Genomic DNA, 18641 nt, shown 5'->3' with positions numbered 1-18641 from the left:
TTAGTTAAAAAATACCAATGTTAGTTTGATTTAGGATTAATGGATTTTTCTGCACTTCGTTTTCGTTACAGCTATGCAGTTTGCCGGATGGATAAACGCTTCTTAAACCCTGAATTGCTTCTATAAAGTTTTTCAGCGCTTTTACCCTTTCTGCGTCACCTGGACTGCTGGTATTGATCTGGATCAGCCAGTTTTTATAGGCGGTTTCTAACTGGTTCATCTGTAAGGGATTTACCCAGCATACATTGAGCACTACATGGGCCGGGCATTCTTCTCTCAGCGTTTTTTCAATAAATGTTCTGAAATTCCGTTCCCTGAAACGGTTTGGCCAATAAGGTAATACCGCGGTCATCACGAAACTATAGGTATCGGCAATTTTGCATTGCATACAATCTACATCTGTGTGGATATCCAATAAAGTATCAAAATCACGTTTTTTAGGTCTTAACAGTAGATGTTCGATCAAATGCAGTCCTTCACGATCGATAAATATCCTGTTAAAGAAATTTACCATATCCAGTCTGGCCAATTTTTCCATACCGGCCCTGATGATAATGGTTTTAGGTGTTACATTTTTGATTTCGAACAATTTAGTGTAGCTCAATTTTGGCGCTACCACAAAATCGAGCAGGATATCCGAAATAATAGTGGTCTTATTATTGGCAAAACTGATGTTCAATATTTCGAATTCAGTTCTCTCTGCTGAAGGTATAATGAAATTCATTTTATCACCTATGCGCAGCCTGTTGGTTAAATCGCTGCCGGTAACAGTAAGCTTGCGGCCATTTTCGAATATATAAGCGTTAAATGTTTCGCTGAAGCTTAATTTACCATCAGGATAATTATTTGGTAGTGTTTCATTAATTTCTACTTTAATATTTGGCCCAAGGGCCACCGTATTTTTCACGGTATAAGTGCCATTATTGGATAGAGAATCAACAATATTAACTACTGGAGAGGCTGTGCTGTCTTCAATAATTTCAGCCAGCTGATGGTTATAATTCTTGCCTTTATGTTTGCCCAATGTTTCGCCGTAAATATCGAATATTTCGAAATGGTAATTTGGATCGTACACTGTTACATTTTCGGGCACAAAACGATAATAATCTTCATCTGAAGCGAAACGGATAAATTTCCAAAGTAAATTTGCAATGGTATTACTGGTGGTTTCCGCAGCATCAGCACCTTTTACTTCCGGGCCTTCAACCTCTCCGGTGATGATTACTTTTCTACCTGCATCTTCTGTTGGCAAATCGAACAGTTCATATTTAATCGTATGCAATGGCGGCGTTGTAGTGCCATCTACGGTGTGAGAAGTAACCTCGAAATAATTAAATATGGGCGCAGCTAAATTTTTACGATTGCTTAAAATATTACCACATAATTCTTTAGTACATAGATCACTATGACTATTAATTAACGTATTGCTATCGGCTTTAGTTAATGCGGTATTTTTACTTTTTGCGATAACTTTTTGTTCAATTAAATCGGCATAAAGCAAAACCTGGAATTTGCCCGCAGCAGTTCCTGCGATTATCTTATAATTATTGATGTGTACGGCAGCACTGATCAGTTCTTCCATTGCGGCTTTTGCCAATAACTGATCATTAAAACTATTGATGCCTTCGAAAAGGATTTTTGTAGATACTTTGGTATCGATGCTCCATTTATTGCTTACAGGCAGGATCCTGAAAGCATTAGAAAAATGTAAATCATCAGTTTTTTTAGCATCAATCCCAAGGAGCATACCCACACGTTTTTCGTAACCTGAAACATTTTGATAAAACCAGTTCAGTTCATTTTTGTAATTAAAAGCCTTCCCGCGATTACTGCTGATTTCGGGATAGGCATTTAAAAATGAAAGTTTATCTTTAATCAGTTCCGCCCCTGCTTTTTGTCCCTCGTTGGTATAAGCAATGAGTGCATAATCGCTAAACTGTTCACAAAAACGCGCTAAAAGGTGATCGAGAAACCGGTTTTTACGCTTTTCGTAAACGCTTTTGCTTTCGGTAATGCCCTGTAGCCTGGTTGCGTAATCATTTACGAAAATCTTTTGATCTATAGCATGGGGCACGATATCGGCATGCTCGGCTGTTTTTATTAAAGATTCACTGAAGTAAGTTTTATTCAGCAAAGGCTGACCAAATTCATCAAGTTCCTGGTTCAGGCTAAACAAGGCTTTTAAACCGTTTATCTGCTGCAGGTAATTGTACAATAACTGATCGAAAAAAGAAAGGAAACCTTTAAACTGCTTGGCCTGTGCCAATCGCAGGTTTCTTTCATCATCTACAGTTGGTAAATTAGGAATACCCTCGCTGCCTACACCATATATTAAAGGAAAATCTTCCTGTACAGAGGTGTAATCAGTTATTTCACGCCAGTTCCCGATGGGCAAAGCCCTATCCAGAATTGGATTTTCGGGATAACGTTTTCTTGCGGTTGCGAAAAGTCCCCTGTATCTGGCTTCCATTTCATGCTGATCGAAAGCAAAAGGAAGTTTGTGTTTGAAAAACGACAAATTGGAAAGCTCGGTTGATAACCTTGGCACATAAAATTTATCGATGGCTAAGGAAAGGCACCATTTTACACTTTTGTGGGTAATATCATTACTGCCATTATCTTCAGGGAAATTAGCCAGCTGCAAACCACTAACGGATTGAACCACCTGTTTACCATCAATTTTAACATCCATAATAATCCTGATCAAATCACTTACATGAATGGTGCATTGCTGTTCGGAAGCATTTAACTCGTCATCATCGATAAAACCATGTGTTAAAGCAGGTCCGTCGAAAATATCTTCAGTAGTTTTGCCTTTATTTTTCATATCAGGCAAACTGTAGAAATATACATCCGGAGAAAGAAACTGGGCCAGCTGAAAATAGATTTCGGCAGCAACGGTAGCAGCATCAACAAAAGGATCGATCTCAATATCGCCGCATATTGCTATTTCTTCCACTTTTAAAGCCCGGGTTTGGAAATAATCCTCGCATAGCGGTCTGTTATCATTTAACCTGTCTTCTGCCTTTTTAATGATGTTTTTAATGATGGCTATTTTGCGTTTATAACTTTGTAACAGTCCATTTGGCGCATCAAAAATGAAATGATTCAGTTCAGTATCTATTTCGCTCAAACCGGTAATGGCTACAGGTACCCCAGCCACTTTCTTGGTTCCTGCAAGTGTAACCGTATGATCCAGATCGTTACTATCAATCAATTCATATCCTGTCGGAAGTTTCTCAGCCTTGATTTTAAGACTTTTAATGTTATTGATAATGTTTGTATCACTATTAAAATCTATAGTAAGATCATCCCAGCGGGGAAAATGGATGGTTACATTAATTTCTACACCTTCCAACCATAAATCACTACTAAAATTATTAATGATATAGGTTCCTTCCATGGCATTGGAGTTTAAATCGCCATAAATAATGGATTGATCAAACTCGATCAGGAAATTATACAGGCCCTTTACAAAATAACCTGTCCCATCTGTTGCGGTAGGGAAATACTCCAGTTTTTGTTGTGCCTGGTTTACATAAATTTTCATTTCGGCATCCTCAGCAGGAATCACCCAGGCGTTTTTGATGCCCAAAGTTTCCTGATCAACCTGTACGGCCACATCCATTAACAGTTTCCTAAAATCTTTAATGGTAACCGGCGCATTATGCAGAATCTGCCTTGCGGTAAAAAAGTTATGAAAATCGACCTGGTCAATATTGGGATTATTGGCCAGCAGATCCTGCATATCGAAAGTTAAACGGTAACCCAGGTCGGTTATGGCATAACACAGTGCTTCAAGCGTAGTGATACCCGGATCGTGCAGGTTATAATCAGTCCAGTTTTGCTGGCTCAAAGCCTGTATCCGGTTAATACCCATTTCCCGCAGTTTATCAAACTGCATGCTTTCCTGTTGAGGACTGTTTTTCGATATGGTTTTTAAATCGCTCATTTAATTACAACCGCATTCGTTAACGGGAACAAATTCACCTTTTGCTATAATGGTATTATCATTGCAATCCACACAATCGCAATCGGGATTGCTGATTCCGGCAATGTCGTTGATGTTGATAATGGAGTGATCGGGATAAGCAGTTAAAATACTTGCTGCTGTAGCTGTTTCTGCTGTTTCCAAATCTTTCGACGAGATATCTTCCAATCCGGCAGGCCGGTAGAGGTACAATTTAAAACAGGTAATATAATCTACATAAGCCAACTTCTCCAGCTGATAGATGATGGTCGATTTTTCTATTTTACCACCAAATTCCATTTGAATGGAAGCATTGCCTGTCCAGGGGGCCAAAAGCAAACGGATCTGGTTTTTAAGTTGTGGGAGGTAAATATTTTCCTCGTAACCGTCTCTCAGTTTTACATGGAAATGCAGCTTTATTTCTTCAAAAATTGGGTTCTGAACATTCAGCCTCGCAAATGCCGAATTGGTTTTGGCCAGGTATGCTTTAATCATTTCCAAAGTATTTTTAGAAACCTTTGGTTTTAACGGGTTTGGCGCATTGCTGATGGCTATATCAGGTACGGCAATAATGGTTACATCGCCCGGCGACAAAGCGTTGTAGCTGCTCACGTTACCGTTGTAAAAAGTATGGTTAATGCATTTGGTGGTATACACATTGGGAAATTGTGCCAAAATAAGGCGTTCGTAATCCCACTGGGTGATGGCCCTTCTTTTATGCCTTAATATTTCGCTCACACGCAAATGATAATCGTTGGCATTTTCGGTTCCTTTTCCATCAAAAGAACCATAGGGCTGCATTACTTTTTTTACAGCGTTATCAGGGTCTTTTAATTTTGAAATCACGCCTGCTTCGATGGCAATTTTTTCAGGCACCACGTCATCGTAAACTTCAAATTCGGCTTCTGCAGCCTGGGCTGTGATGGAAATAATATCGCATACAGCAGCGGCATTTGCAGTTACCGCAGCCCTGATCCATAACAGGCCATTTGCCAGGAGTGTATTATCGGTATTTACCGTTTTAGGAATATTTAAGGTAACAATGCCTGTGGTTAAAAGTCCGTTGGTTTGTTCTCTTAAAATATTTATTTTTTCAAATTCTATCCAGATATTATGCTGAAGATAGGCCCATTTGATTATCGCCTTATCAAAATCAGGATTGGCACTACCCTCGCTTACCTGAAACAGCAAACTTAAATTCTGCGGTACAACGGCATCACTTAACCCCAAATAAAGTTCACCTTCATTAGGTTTAACAGGAAGCAACTGTACGGCACCATGGGTAAACGGATGCGCTTCGGCTAGGCCAAAAGGTTCGATAAAATAAAACCGGTGTATGCGGTTATCATAAGTTGATTTAACATCAGCACTTACCGAAAGATCTATTGTTGCTGCACAGCTATAATCGATCGTTAAATTCTGAATGAGCGGCAAATAGGGTGGATTGGGCAATTTAGGCACCGTGGTTTTGCCTATAACAGCTGTACTGAACACCAGCTGATAATCAGCCTGACCAAATGTACCTTTGGTGAATTTAAGTTTTAAATAACCGCGCTCGGTTTCGAGGTTATAAGCATCGTTTACTTTGGTGTTATAATCTGCTTCAAAATCAGCTGGTATACTTAAATCTGTTGAAAACAATGCATTGGGTGCATCGCCATCTGCTGCAGTAAAAAGTGCAACCTCTGGCGCTGTCGAATTGATCCAATTGCGGTGTAAGAGAAAGGAAACTTCGGCTTTAAAATCGCTGTTTTTGACGTAAGTGGATTTATCACGTCCATTACTGTCGTTAGCGAGATTAACATAGAGATCGTAGTATGTGGCAAAAGTAACGGCAGGTAAACCTAAATATTCGAAATTCAACCTTAAACTGCTGAGGTTATGCTGAAAAACCTCGTTGCTGCCTACATAAAAATTGGCACCTGCACCTGGTACCGGACCAAAAATCTCCATGGGTTTAGCGGCATCCAGCTTACCCAAACTGTTTTGTACGAACAGGTTTTTTACGCCCTGAACATCCGTTTTAATAGCTACGCTATCAATTGAAGCAAAGGTTAAACCGGCATAAAGGTTTGGTGCCGGTAGTAATTCCATTTTTAATACCGGAAAATCGGTCCTGAAATCCTCTACATGAAGTTTTTGACTATAATTGACTAATTTAGGTATGCTTTCGTCGGCGAAGAGTACCATTTCGAGCAAGCCAGGATTGGGAAATGTTACCGAAGTAATTTCTACTGTTGTCCATCCTTTTTCTGCAGTAATACTGGCCTTAAAATTTTCGGGTTTAATTACCGGCGCTACCAGATAAGGTGCATGATAGCTAAATGACAGGGTTATTTTACGTTTTCCTTCGGCCATCCTGAATAAAGGAGAACTGATGGCAAAACCGATATTGGCGGGAGGCCGCGTTTCGTTACCAAATGTATCCCAGCTACCATCCTGGTTTACCACTTCTGCACCAATGCCATCGCCCGAATTTGCAACCGGCGAAGCTTTAATCCTGGACTTTTCCGTCTGATCAACCAAAATGGATTTAATATTCGCCACCTGTGCATGACTAAAGCTAAAATCAGACAGGAGTTTATAAAATTGCTCCTGTTTTTTACTGTTTTTACCCGCCCTGAATTCGGTTTTATCGTTTAAAACATATTGCGATATGTGTTTGGCCAGCTCTACAATGAGGTATACTTTATCGGGGGCGGCAGCCTTTTTTTCAAAACCCAAAATGGTTTCGAAGAAATAATCCAGATGTTTGCCGGTAAACTGGTTAAGGTCTTTTTGAGCAATGGCATATAATTCGAGGAAAGAATCGAAAAGCGCCAGATGGGGTTCGGAAGTACCATCTTTTTTTAATTCATCTATATTGAAAACACTTTGCCAGTCGGTTTTTTTCTCCAGCCCATCATAATAATAGTAATTGATATAGGCTGCAAGGTTATCGCAAAACTGATAAAGGCTTTTTTTATCTCTTTCATCAATAGCAATAAAAGATGCATCCAAGGCTTTGGGCAAGCGGTTTAAACGGTTGGTTCCGTTTCTTGGGTCATTATTTTTATTGCAGTTGGTACTCATTTCTTAAATATTTGTGCCTTCGGTTAAATAATAAGGGTAAACAATATTGTTCCGGGTATTGGTACTCCTGACGGTGTATTCTATTACCAGGTTGATGATTCCGTTTTCTTCATTTTTAAAAACATCCAGTTTATCGAGTTTAATGCGTGGCTCGTAATAAATAATGGCCCTTCTTATCCTTTCGGTGATCCTGGTCACCAGCGTAACATTAATGGGCTCGAAAATCATATCTTCCACATTGCAACCATATTCGGCCTGCATTACCCTTTCGCCCACTGCCGTACCAAAAAGGATTTCGAGGCTCTGGTTAATATCAATCACGTCGCTTACCATGCCGGTTGCAAAGCGATCGGTACCTTCATATTTGGTAATTACTGGCGGAAAAGTCCAGCCCTTGCCTAAAAAGTTATTTTCAGTATCCATTTTATCCTATTGTTACAGTTGGGCAGCCCACTACGGCACTTGCCCCACAAATACAGCTATCGCCGGTTCTTACTGCAGGCAAACCACCAATAAATACCGTTGCACTACCGGCCGGAAAAGGGCTTACGGTTGGCTGATGACTATTTGGCGGCAATACACAAACATGGTTATCGCCAACCACGCAGGCAGGCATGCCCCCTATTAAAACCGTAGGTACCCCAGGGCCAATTATAGTTCCACCGTGGTTAGTGGTATCGGTTACTCTTGCTGCGTTTGCCATTTTTAATTAATTTGAACCATGCTTCCCTTCACTTTTGTAATTGCCGACGAACTTAACTCGGTGCCTCCGCTTCCGCTTAGTTTTAATTGTGCATTGGCGTTGGTCGTAATGTTTGTTCCATCGATTTTTAAATCGCCTGATGCTTTTAGCGTAATGTCTTTAATACTTTCAATCTTGATCCCGTCCTCTCCCATTTCTATTTTGTTGCCATTCATATCCTGAATAGCGATTTGTTTCTGATCTTCATCGAGCGTTATGGAATGACCTCCCGGTGTTTCTATTTTGATTATTTTCTTTTCATCATCAAACGATAACTGCAGTTTCGATTTTGTGGATAATCCCTTCAGGTAATTATCGTCTTTAGCCTCTACATGAGGTGGAAATGAACTGCTATATAATCGTCCCAAAATCACGGCATCCCTCGGATCGTCGTTTATGAAACCTACAATTACTTCATCGTCTATTTCGGGATTCCAAACCCATCCATGGTCTTTCCCGGCATCTACGGCCGCCAATCTGACCCAAATCCCATCACCTTCCTTTTCAACGGTAGGCAAACGCACCCTGATCCGGTTTTCACCATCGGGATCACTTTCCAGCTGGGTAACGATACCGATCTGCAATCCATTTACCGGCGGGATGATTCCGGTAGCAGGTTTTTCTACAATATCATCGAAACTGTAGCTGTGGAGGTTTTTATCAAGTCCAAACTGGACATGACTGTACCACGCTGCTTCGCCTGAATAGGAATGGATTACACCGGTTACCCAGCATTTACCGCTAAAACGTTCACCTATGCCCAACAGTTCCACAATAATTCCAGGTTTCAACTTTTGATCGCCTTGCACCCTGAAATTGCCGATAAGCCTGTTTAACCTGCTCCTGAACAGTTGTGCACTTGCCCATTCGGCCGATTCTTGTTCGGCAACATTGCCCGAATGATAAAGACTGTTATCTTCCCATCCGAGTACGCCTGACAAATCATCGCCCGAAATATTTCCCTGTTGGGGCAACGATTTTGCTGTTGATGTTTCTTCTTTTACTTCCTGGCTGGTATAATTCCAGTTTTTAGTAATCACCTGAGGATATTGCGTACGGGCGTCCATCTGGGCTTCGAAATCGTAAATTTCGGAGCCATAAGTATAGGTAGCCGTAATCTCCTGCCCTGCATCGGGCGAGGCAATGTTTAGTTTTCCTGCCTCAGTTATGATTAAAGCACTATTTAATTCGGCACGGGTAACAATAAAATCCCAATTGCTGCAATTAAACTGCACCAGTTGCTTGTGCTGTAGATCCAATCCATCTATATCTGCTGTAAGGCCATTTTGCCCAGCCAAATCGGTAATGGCATCAGCATCACTGGTATTTTCCCAAATTTTATTTTTACGTCCTGCGGTAAGTTTAACGGCTTTATCCCGGCACTCTATTTCCATCTGACTGCCACTTTCGTTGGCTTTAATGGTTTGACTGATGATTAAACCTGAAAATATCACTTCGTTTTCGCCATTATAACCAGCGGCAATCTCAATTTCGGCTCCGGGTATAAAATCTGTGCCATTGCTCAATTCAAAATTCTGGGCTGCTGCACTACCATCCATCACCACCACCCTGGCCTTTGGTATGGCATTAACCAGGTTGGTAACCACAATTTCCAAAATACCAACCGCATCGGACAAAACCTGTCCGTTTACTTTAATACTAAAACTCTGAGCACCTGAATTAGCTGGCATGGTAAATTATTTTTCGATTGGAGGGAACGTAATACGCGCTCCCTGTTTTAATTTTCTAAAATTATTCAGACTGTTGGCCTTAGCCACTTCTAAATAATACCTGTCGTTTTTATAAATATTATATGTCATTAAAGGGAGCGAATTATTGCCCTCTACATTTCTGTAATGTGTTAAATCGGGTGAACTGCGTCGTTGTTCGTTCGATTGTTCGGTGAGTGAGGTATAACTGGTAAAAGTGCAATCGGTTTTTGCCCTAAGTGGTTTTCCGCTATTATCGAACAGCGTGTAGGTAACTTTAACCGCGGTAAGCATACCCTGAAAAGTAAGCTCGCCCCAGTGTATTTTTAAAAAGTTTGGCTGATGCGTGTCTTCCTTGATCTTAAAACAGCTATCGATAAAATGCTCGATCACCTTATGTACGGTTTTATCATTTTGCACATCGGCCTGAAAGGTTGAACTGCCCGAATAAGAAGCAGATGTGGCATCCCAAAGCAAGTCTAAATTAAGCTCTTTACCCCTCGACGATTTAAACTCCCCAACCCCATCGGCAGCATTTACCGGTGCATCGTGATCGAGTTCGTTTTTATAATCGATAAAATAAGTATTGGGATTGTACAACACCTTAAAAGTTTCGATGGGTGAACCCGAAAAATTGTTATCAGAATAAACATCTATGACGAGTTTTTCCAGATTGCCCAATCGATCATGCAGTTGACTTAAAGCCATAGTTACCTCTCATTCTTATTTTTGATCTGTAATCTCAACTCCTCCAATGCCTTCTTTAATTTCTTATCCGTAGCCGTTTGTCCGGTTGCACTTGGTGGCGCAGATCCGGCAACATTGTTGGTTACGGTTGCTGTAATATTCAGTTCCCTAATTTCTACTGGCATGTGTACTTGTGGTTAAAAAATTTCGATCCTTCTAAAATACTGGTGTGCAAACTCTATACTTTCTATTACCAGGCCGTTCTGCTGTGCATTAAATCCCTCTACCGACCACTTTACAGGATAAGCATTTACAAAATTCCAGGCCTGCAGGGGAACATGTGCATCGTTCAGCAAAATCAGGGTAATATCTTTAGGGTTGAATGTAAACGCCTCTACCGATTCTTTAAACCATTTCATTGCTGCCGAGCCAATCAACAATCCCCTTTTTAATGTAAGGTTGCTGTAAGTTACCGCAGTTGGCAATTTATGTGCAAAGCGGTTTTCTCCTCCTTCTTTATATTCTTCTGTCGCAATATTTGCCTCAAAACCCGTTGCATCCGTAAAACCAATATCGGGCAAACCATCATATTGTGGAGATAAACCTTCTATGCGGAGCAAAAAATGGAAACCAACAGGAGGATTTACAATCTTCATAACAGCTAGGTAAACTCAATACTTAAACCTTCGTGTGCCAGTTCGACCGTTTCTATGGCGACTTCGTTACCGGTAGAGTTTAATGTTGGCCCGTCTACTTTTGAAGGCCATGCGCCCCTAACTTTCCAAACCACCACCGGTTCGTGACTTTCGTTAAGCAAGCTGATTGTTAAATCCCTGCGTTCGATTTTATTCAAACTCACGGTATTAAACCATTGAAAAAGTTCGTTATCGCCTTTTGTTATGCCTCTTTTCATCGAAATGGCAGTATATTGCTGCATTCCGGGCATTTTGGTAACATGGTATTCTGGCGAGTTTCCTTCGCGATAATCAATAGACTGGGTTTCAACGGTTAAACCGCTAACCTCTGTAAAACCAATTCGCGAACCGCCCCATTCCACCTGAAAGTGAAACACCGGCAATGGATAAGTATTTGCCATAATTTTTATAATTTATGATGAATTATTCTTGTAATTTATGTGAGAATTTTAAGATGATAAATTCTGCCGGGCGCACGGCTGCCATGCCGATTTCTACATTCATTCTGCCTTCGAGGATATCAAGCGAGGTCATGGTTACCCCCAAACCAATGCGCACGAAATAGGCGTCGTCGGGTTTTGCGCCCTGTAATGCCCCCTGACGCCAGAGCTGGTTTAAGAAATTCTCGCACATGGTTTTTACGCGCAGCCAGGTATTGGCATCATTGGGTTCGAAAACCACAAATTCAGTGGCTTTTTTAACGCTCTCTTCAACAAAATTATAAAAACGCCTTACCGAAATGTACCGCCATTCGTTATCGTTTCCCGCCAGGGTACGTGCTCCCCAAACCAAAGTTCCCTTGCCTGTAAAAAAGCGGATTACGTTGATTGATTTACCCGTAGTTGGGTCTATATTAAGTGTTTCCTGCTGTTGTGCAGTAACTTTTAATGAGGGGCCAGTAACCAGGTTTACGCTCTCGTTAGCCGGTGCTTTCCAAACGCCACGGTTGTTATCAACTCTTGCCATTATACCTGCTACTGCACCCGAAGGCGGCAAATCGATTACATTTTTATCCATTTCGTTTACCAGTGCACGATAGGTACTTAAATCCAGGGCTTTAATGTCAGCTAAGGTTAGATCGTTATAAGGTCCGTTACCGGCATTTACCTGGTGTTTTACTTTTACCTGTTCGTTATAGGCATAACTTAATGTACTTTGCAGCCAGGGATAATAAGCGGCACCATATTTTAAATTTGCTGTACCAATATCGTTCCGCACAATACCGGCATCGGCATAGGGAGAATCGGATAATACCCAGGCATCAAAAATGGCAATACGGTCTTGCAGTTTCGCACATTGCATTAGTGCATAATCATAAACATCTTTATAGCCTGATTTGGTGCTATTTAACAATTTATGCTTATCGGTAAATACCAGCATCGTTGGTTCATCAACTTTTGCAATTGCATCTAAACCCGCTTTGGCAGCATCTGTGGTTAAATCGGTAGTGTAACTTCCGCTCGAAACAATATAACAGGCTCCGCCACCATTTGCATAGAACATTTGTATCGCATAATACATGTATTTACCACTCGTCTCGCTTTTTTTGGCATCACAGCTTATTACCCGTTTTACTATTTTACCGTCAACTTCAGTGTCGGTTATAGTGGGTATACCACTGGTTTCGAAAACCGTTGTTTCTGAATTGGCACCGCCAAAATATTTTTGATAATCAAGAAACGAAGTAATCCGGATGGGGGTTGGCAACTTCGTTGGCGCAGCAGGTAAAACATCGTTCCCATTTTCATCTTTGGCAAATTCGGTACGGCCGATAAACGCAGGAATAGCCGTTTCAACTGCTGCTATTGATGCCGGCAGTTTACTTATTTCCTCTATGTAAACGCCAGGGGTTTTATAATTGGTTGCCATAATTTAAGATTTTGCTAATAGGTGAGAAAATTTAAGGACAATAAACTCTGCTGGTCTAACGGCGGCCATTCCAATTTCTATGATCAGGCGTCCTTCCAGAATGTCGAGCGAGGTCATGGTGATGCCCAAACCCACATTGACAAAAAATGCATCTTCGGCTTTGGCTCCGGCCAATGCACCCTGCCTCCATAATACAGTGAGGTAATTTTGGCACATGTTTTTTACGCGCATCCATGTTCTGGCATCATTTGGTTCGAAAACAACAAACTCCGTTGCTTTTTTGATCGATTCTTCTACCATGATAAAAAAACGCCTTACAGGAACATAACGCCATTCGTTATCGTTACCAGCCAATGTTCTGGCTCCCCAAACCAAAGTTCCCCGGCCAGCAAATTTCCTGATTACGTTGATGCTTTTGCCCGATGTGGCATCTACATTAAGATAATCCTGCTCCTCATCGCTTACGGTAAGTAAAGGTTTATCAACGGTTAATAAACTTACATTGGCGGGCGCTTTCCACACCCCACGGTCGCTATCAACACGTGCCATAACCCCTGCTATAATGCCCGAAGGATAAAGCGGAACGGTATAAGCATCAAGCGCTGCCTGGATCTGATTAAACAAGCCAAAGTCTGTGCTATCAAAGCCTCCGGTGAGAAATGAACTGCTTAAGGTAATCTGAGGCGTAGTTCCTTTTGGATCGTAAACAATGGAAATTGCATTGCCTTCGTTACCTGCAGTTTTAGCATTTACAGTTAATACCGATGTTGTTACCGAAGTTTCTACCAGCGCAGCCAGTTCTGTATTGCCATCAATTGCCGTTTTTAAAGCCGTCGCCGTTATACTTGTGCTTGCACCGATTGCAATTCCAGTCGGACCAAAAGTAAAGCTAAAGCCTGCTATGGAAATCGAATGGCCCGTTATGGCTAAACCATCAAAGGTGATGGTTGCCGAAGCTTTTACAGCCGCTACAGATTTATCGGTAATTTTTGTAATTGCTTTTTTAGTAGAGCCAACTTTTTTATAAATTCCATTATTGGCACCTGTTCGGTTATCGGCCGCTATTTTAATATCTTCATTGGCTACCCGGCCATAACTTGCACCGGTTTGTACCTGCGGATAATATGCGGCGCCATACTTAAGGTTATCGGCACTTACCAGGTCGTTCCTGAATTTATCGGCATCCACATAGGTTGTTGATAAATTGACCTGTGGGGCATCTATAATGGTAAAACGATCTTGCAGTTTGGCGCATTGCGCGAGCATGCCATCGTTTAATTCTTTAATATCAGCAGCAGAACTTAATGCTGTAATTTCGGGGATGAGCAGCAGGGTAATTTCATCCTCCCTTTCGCAGGCCTGCAAACCGAGTTTTAAAGCAGCCTTGGTTATTGCCGGCGTGCTATTGTATGTACCTGCAGAAATTATCCAACATGGACCGCCGCCGTTTTCGTAAAACATTTTTACATGATAGTACAAAATATAGCCCGAAACACCCGTAACTGTTGTTGCGGCGCTTACATCAATTTTTGGTGTCAATTTACCTTTTTCTGGTTCATTGATGGTTACTTCGAGTACTTCAGGGAAGGCAGCGCCAAAGAAAACCTCAAATTCTAATAATGAGGTAATGCGAACCGGTGTATTAGCAGCAAAGGCTACACCGTTCTTCTCCCGTTTTGCAGTATAACCGATAAAGCCGGGGATGGCCGTATCTACCTGTGCAATAGAAGGCGGGATAGTCGAAATCTCCTCAACGTAAACCCCTGGATGTTTATATGTTAGCGCCATATCATGATTAATTATTTTTTAAACATATACATATATTTTACTCTCATCACCTGCTTGCTTTTCGGGTACCGGATTGGGCAAATTCCTGGTTAGTACCACCTCTGCTCCGGTGTCTTTTTTACTCAGCTCTATACCCAGTTTTACTTTTTGAAAAAAAGGGATCTTTACATTGCTTTTAAAAAGCAGTATATCGGCATCGGCAATTTTATTTATCGGGTCGGGATCGTTGGCAGGCACGGGATTTCCGGTAAAGGTATATTTGGCATAAACCGGATTTCCGCTTGGTGTTCCATCCTGACTCTTATCTTTTACAAACAAATCAAAATCATCCAAATCGATACCGCTCTGGTTAATGATATAATATTTCCAGATGGTTGATTTCCTTGAAAAACTGATCAAAAACCTGGTTTCGGTAACTACGGCATTGCTTGCAGGCATTTCAATTTCCAGTACACCAAAAATAGACTGTGCACTTAATTCGTTGCTTTTAAAAATTTTATAACTCAACAGATCGTTACCGGTATCGGCTGCATTTTTGATGGATATATGGTAAAGTCCGTCGGGTAACTTGCTAAAATTGATCAGTTTTTCGAAAACCTTACTGCTGTTAAGTTTAATTTTATAAGGACCGTTAACAGGTAGTCCCTCGCTGTCGAAATCCACTATTAGGTTATTTTCAGTTGGTGAGTTTACCCTTAACATTACTTCTGTATTTACAGGTGGAAGTGTAAAGTTCAGATTCATCAGGTCGCTAACAATGCTGTCAATAATCTGGTATCCAAGATTCGGATTTAACGCATTATTAGAAAAATAAACCTTTTTATTACTCAAAAAATCCTTATTCGGTGCGATCTCATTTAACTGCGTAACAGCTAAAAATTTGGCGGCATTATTTAAGTTGATACCAAAATGCAGGGTGGTATCTAAAAGATCGATCTTATTTTTTAAGTCGGCGCCTATTTCTGTAATCATGCTAAACCCCGAGCCAAATGTTTTAAATAACCAGCGCTGATTGCGCATGGTAGCTATTGAGGCGCTGGTGGGCATAAATCCAAAATCATCGCAAAGGTTATCCTCATAATAATTGTGGTTTACACCAACAGAAAATAATTTACGGTAGGCACTCATAACTTGGTTCTTGTGTTTAACAAAATGTTTTCAACTAATCCATCTGGTGCCAGCTGTACATTTTCCTGCACGGTAATCATCCTGATTTTATACAACACCGATGGCAGGTAACTGTGACCAATAATGCTCCAAAAGTGGTTCATCTGTTCAAAATTAAAACTGAAAAGCTCGATACTTAAACGTTCAATATTTTTATCAATAGTGGCCAGCAAAGGCGAATTGGCCTGTGTAAATACATTTTTACCCTGAAAAAAAGCAATTACCTGTGAAAGTTTCTTTAAACCTTCCAAATAATCGAGGGTTGGTGATTCGGTATCAGCATGGTTAAAATTTGCTGAAATGAGCACGTAAAGGTTGAGGTAGATATCGGGGTTTCTTGTTTCAATATCACCGAGCATATTTTTGACCGTAACGCGCTGATCTTTAACAACCCTGTCTTCTTCAATGTTCATCAAAGTGATGCCCATCGTTTTTTCGGGTATAGCAAGTTTTCCTTCCGAAACCACACTGCTCACCACGATATAATCTTCACCTGTGGTGTTGGCGATATTGTTTAGATAGCCATTAATTTCTTTCGAAAAAAAATCTAATGCTGCGTTAATCATAGATAAAAATTCGTTTTGGAACTATTGGTATTCAAAGGATTAACATAAACTTAGATAGGAAAACACCGATAGTTATTAACAATTACAAAAAAAAGTTATTAACAGATTCGCTAACTGAAAAGTGGCGATTGGAAGACGCAGACGTAATTTTTATGAAAAATAAACTCACTAAGAAGTAAGTTTTTAACACACTGAAAATCAATTTGTTAAAAACAACGCTTAGGAATAAATACTTTTTGAAGGCAAAAGAGCTTCAATGCTTTTACCAATTACAAAATTGAGCGAATAAAACTTACTTAAACTGAAACAAAAAAGATATCGCACGTATTAGAAATACTACTCAAGAATGATTAAAACTAACTATATCATTAATTATCAACAAATTACAAAACAAACGGATAATGAGCGAAACTAAATTTCGGTTCTTTTAACCACCAGCTGCCGAGAAATTGTTCCATAAACAATCAGGTACTGCGCAATCATGTAAGTGGCCATAATTAAAGCGCCGCTCTGGGGGATGGGTTGAGCGAATTTATTCACTGCTAATGCACTATCAGACAATAAGAAAAACAGTGCACCATAGAGAATCAGTTTAAAACTAAAAATATTCACTTTCCCGTAACGGTTAACCGCCATAAGTGCCATTACACAAATAATGATCGCATACATCAGCACCGGAAACTGTAGTGCACCTAATTTTGGCTGGAGGTAAAAAAATAAGCCTGAGCAGAAAATAGCAAAGGCCCCAACTGCCCATAAAAAATAAGGTGTTTTGTGACTGGGATTGGATTTATGATCGAGTGTAAATGCCCTGATGTAAAAAATATGGCAGACTAGAAAGGCAATTAACCCGTAAATAAAAAAACCTGGTTTACCGCTTTGAAGCATCAGCAAAATATCGCCAACTCCTGCAAAAATTAATCCTGTAAAAATTCTTTTGTGGAAACGCCCCTTCAAATTTGTGCTGAGGTAAAGCCATACCAAAAGCACTACAACAATTAGTGGCTTGGAGAAATTACGTAATTCGATGTTATTGGCATATTCCGCATATAGCTGAATTACAAATACAAGGAAAAATATAAATGAAAATAACTTAGTCTTCATCAGGGTCGGGATTTGCCTTTTGCAAATTAAAAAACCAAATTACGGATATTAACTGGATAGCCACAAAAATTACTTGATATCCGACTGGAAATTTCAAAAACAAAACCAGCAAAACACCAAACAATAACCTAAAATACTCAAACCTGATTTGCCACACTTTTTGTTCTAATAAAGCACCACAGGTAATTAAAGTAAATATGGTAAAAACAGCTCCAGATACCAAAGTAATGGTTTCCATTTTATGGTAAGCAAACAATATCGCAGCGCCTGCAGTTAAAGCAATCAAAAATTGCATTAAAACATAAGCTGTAAGCTTGGATTGATATACTGGATTATATTTTTTATAGGTTTCCACATTTATTTCAGGTGCAGATTGAAATCCACCCAGGTGTGAAGGAAACCAGCCCGGAGGTTTAAGAAAAACTTTAATTTTATCGCTGAACTTTGGCGATTGCTTTGCTGTTTTAACCAGATCATCCCAATAATGAAGATTTGCCCAAAGTGGATTCCAACTGGCCAGCGGTTTGGTGATTCCGTAATAAACCTCTTCTTCTTCTTTCTGGAAAGTTCCAAAAAAGCGATCCCAGATAATTAAAGTACCGGCATGGTTTTTATCAATATATTTCGGATTAGAACCATGGTGTACGCGATGATGTGAAGGGGTATTTAAAATATATTCTAAAAAGCCCATACTTTTAATGGCTCTGGTATGAATCCAGAACTGATATAACGTATTGAAAGAACTTAAGGTTAAAAACATGATCGGATCAAAACCAATAAATGCCAATGGCAGGTAAAATACCCAGCTAAACCAGCCCTGAAACCAGCTTTGACGCAAAGCCACGGTTAAATTATATTCTTCTGATTGGTGATGTACAATATGCGCTGCCCATAAAGCATTTACTTCGTGGCTCATCCGGTGAAACCAATAATAGAAAAAATCGACTCCAATAAACAGCAGTATCCAAACCCATATTGTTTTGGGCAATTCAAATAAACGCCAGTGTTCAAAAATATATTTGTAGCCAAAAAACAATGCGGTTTTCATAAAAATCCCGGTGAGCTGCTGCCCTATACCCTGACTTAAATTCGCAATACTGTCATTAAGCCGGTAATAATTTAGTTTTTTATAAAAATTATAAGCCAATTCTATCCCGATCAGTATAAAAAAAACCGGTACAGATAAGGCGATGTAGTCTACTTTCATATCAACAAAAAAATATTTGGCCAGCGGTATTAACTTTACAATTTAGAAAATTTTCAGGTCAACCT

Annotated in this window: 15 protein-coding genes; all 15 read right to left on the bottom strand. The window is 40.2% G+C overall.

Annotation, left to right across the window (positions count from 1 at the left end):
• Positions 1 to 4: 4 nt before the first annotated feature.
• The 15 genes from AC04QZ_RS01320 to AC04QZ_RS01250 all read right to left on the bottom strand — a co-directional run bounded on the left by AC04QZ_RS01320 (position 5) and on the right by AC04QZ_RS01250 (position 18576).
• Entirely contained in the window at positions 5 to 3952 is a 3948-nt protein-coding gene (locus AC04QZ_RS01320) for a hypothetical protein (RefSeq protein ID WP_478356259.1), read from the bottom strand.
• Positions 3953 to 7042, bottom strand: a complete 3090-nt coding sequence (locus AC04QZ_RS01315) for a hypothetical protein (protein WP_478356258.1) — start codon at positions 7040 to 7042, stop codon at positions 3953 to 3955.
• Between the two features lie 3 nt (positions 7043 to 7045).
• Entirely contained in the window at positions 7046 to 7465 is a 420-nt protein-coding gene (locus AC04QZ_RS01310) for a GPW/gp25 family protein (protein WP_086545863.1), read from the bottom strand.
• 1 nt (position 7466) lies between these two features.
• Entirely contained in the window at positions 7467 to 7745 is a 279-nt protein-coding gene (locus AC04QZ_RS01305) for a PAAR domain-containing protein (protein WP_478356257.1), read from the bottom strand.
• Between the two features lie 2 nt (positions 7746 to 7747).
• A complete protein-coding gene (gene vgrG, locus AC04QZ_RS01300; RefSeq protein WP_478356256.1) occupies positions 7748 to 9475 on the bottom strand; it encodes a type VI secretion system tip protein VgrG in 1728 nt (575 codons plus the stop codon).
• A gap of 6 nt (positions 9476 to 9481) precedes the next feature.
• On the bottom strand, positions 9482 to 10201 hold the full coding sequence (locus tag AC04QZ_RS01295; protein ID WP_478356255.1) for a CIS tube protein: 720 nt from the start codon (positions 10199 to 10201) through the stop codon (positions 9482 to 9484).
• 2 nt (positions 10202 to 10203) lie between these two features.
• Entirely contained in the window at positions 10204 to 10365 is a 162-nt protein-coding gene (locus AC04QZ_RS01290) for a DUF5908 family protein (RefSeq protein WP_478356254.1), read from the bottom strand.
• Positions 10366 to 10377: 12 nt separating this feature from the next.
• The gene (locus tag AC04QZ_RS01285; RefSeq protein ID WP_086545859.1) at positions 10378 to 10836 is read right to left on the bottom strand and encodes a phage tail protein; all 459 of its coding nucleotides are present in this window, start codon (positions 10834 to 10836) and stop codon (positions 10378 to 10380) included.
• 5 nt (positions 10837 to 10841) lie between these two features.
• Positions 10842 to 11276, bottom strand: a complete 435-nt coding sequence (locus AC04QZ_RS01280) for a phage tail protein (protein ID WP_086545858.1) — start codon at positions 11274 to 11276, stop codon at positions 10842 to 10844.
• A 22-nt stretch (positions 11277 to 11298) separates the two neighbouring features.
• The gene (locus AC04QZ_RS01275; protein WP_478356253.1) at positions 11299 to 12744 is read right to left on the bottom strand and encodes a phage tail sheath family protein; all 1446 of its coding nucleotides are present in this window, start codon (positions 12742 to 12744) and stop codon (positions 11299 to 11301) included.
• 3 nt (positions 12745 to 12747) lie between these two features.
• Positions 12748 to 14532, bottom strand: coding sequence for a phage tail sheath family protein (locus tag AC04QZ_RS01270; protein WP_478356252.1), 1785 nt, complete (start codon positions 14530 to 14532; stop codon positions 12748 to 12750).
• Between the two features lie 18 nt (positions 14533 to 14550).
• Positions 14551 to 15660, bottom strand: coding sequence for a hypothetical protein (locus AC04QZ_RS01265; protein WP_478356251.1), 1110 nt, complete (start codon positions 15658 to 15660; stop codon positions 14551 to 14553).
• A complete protein-coding gene (locus AC04QZ_RS01260; RefSeq protein WP_086545854.1) occupies positions 15657 to 16265 on the bottom strand; it encodes a Pvc16 family protein in 609 nt (202 codons plus the stop codon). The genes AC04QZ_RS01265 and AC04QZ_RS01260 overlap by 4 nt, the downstream gene beginning before the upstream one ends.
• A 411-nt stretch (positions 16266 to 16676) precedes the next feature.
• Positions 16677 to 17369 (bottom strand): lysoplasmalogenase, encoded by a 693-nt coding sequence (locus AC04QZ_RS01255; RefSeq protein WP_086545853.1) that lies wholly within the window; start codon positions 17367 to 17369, stop codon positions 16677 to 16679.
• Positions 17359 to 18576: a sterol desaturase family protein gene (locus tag AC04QZ_RS01250; protein WP_478356250.1), complete on the bottom strand. Its 1218-nt coding sequence runs from the start codon at positions 18574 to 18576 to the stop codon at positions 17359 to 17361. Before AC04QZ_RS01250 ends, AC04QZ_RS01255 begins: the two co-directional genes overlap by 11 nt.
• Between the last annotated feature and the right edge of the window lie 65 nt (positions 18577 to 18641).

The organism is Pedobacter folensis, assembly GCF_056490665.1.
Note: the sequence above shows the minus strand (reverse complement) of the source record. Positions and strands in the feature narration are given on the sequence as shown.

What these genes read in the sequence shown, in the direction of transcription:
- AC04QZ_RS01320 (WP_478356259.1), bottom strand. Translation starts at nt 3,952, where the DNA reads ATGAGCGATTTAAAAACCATATCGAAAAACAGTCCTCAACAGGAAAGC.
- AC04QZ_RS01315 (WP_478356258.1), bottom strand. Translation starts at nt 7,042, where the DNA reads ATGAGTACCAACTGCAATAAAAATAATGACCCAAGAAACGGAACCAAC.
- AC04QZ_RS01310 (WP_086545863.1), bottom strand. Translation starts at nt 7,465, where the DNA reads ATGGATACTGAAAATAACTTTTTAGGCAAGGGCTGGACTTTTCCGCCA.
- AC04QZ_RS01305 (WP_478356257.1), bottom strand. Translation starts at nt 7,745, where the DNA reads ATGGCAAACGCAGCAAGAGTAACCGATACCACTAACCACGGTGGAACT.
- vgrG (WP_478356256.1), bottom strand. Translation starts at nt 9,475, where the DNA reads ATGCCAGCTAATTCAGGTGCTCAGAGTTTTAGTATTAAAGTAAACGGA.
- AC04QZ_RS01295 (WP_478356255.1), bottom strand. Translation starts at nt 10,201, where the DNA reads ATGGCTTTAAGTCAACTGCATGATCGATTGGGCAATCTGGAAAAACTC.
- AC04QZ_RS01290 (WP_478356254.1), bottom strand. Translation starts at nt 10,365, where the DNA reads ATGCCAGTAGAAATTAGGGAACTGAATATTACAGCAACCGTAACCAAC.
- AC04QZ_RS01285 (WP_086545859.1), bottom strand. Translation starts at nt 10,836, where the DNA reads ATGAAGATTGTAAATCCTCCTGTTGGTTTCCATTTTTTGCTCCGCATA.
- AC04QZ_RS01280 (WP_086545858.1), bottom strand. Translation starts at nt 11,276, where the DNA reads ATGGCAAATACTTATCCATTGCCGGTGTTTCACTTTCAGGTGGAATGG.
- AC04QZ_RS01275 (WP_478356253.1), bottom strand. Translation starts at nt 12,744, where the DNA reads ATGGCAACCAATTATAAAACCCCTGGCGTTTACATAGAGGAAATAAGT.
- AC04QZ_RS01270 (WP_478356252.1), bottom strand. Translation starts at nt 14,532, where the DNA reads ATGGCGCTAACATATAAACATCCAGGGGTTTACGTTGAGGAGATTTCG.
- AC04QZ_RS01265 (WP_478356251.1), bottom strand. Translation starts at nt 15,660, where the DNA reads ATGAGTGCCTACCGTAAATTATTTTCTGTTGGTGTAAACCACAATTAT.
- AC04QZ_RS01260 (WP_086545854.1), bottom strand. Translation starts at nt 16,265, where the DNA reads ATGATTAACGCAGCATTAGATTTTTTTTCGAAAGAAATTAATGGCTAT.
- AC04QZ_RS01255 (WP_086545853.1), bottom strand. Translation starts at nt 17,369, where the DNA reads ATGAAGACTAAGTTATTTTCATTTATATTTTTCCTTGTATTTGTAATT.
- AC04QZ_RS01250 (WP_478356250.1), bottom strand. Translation starts at nt 18,576, where the DNA reads ATGAAAGTAGACTACATCGCCTTATCTGTACCGGTTTTTTTTATACTG.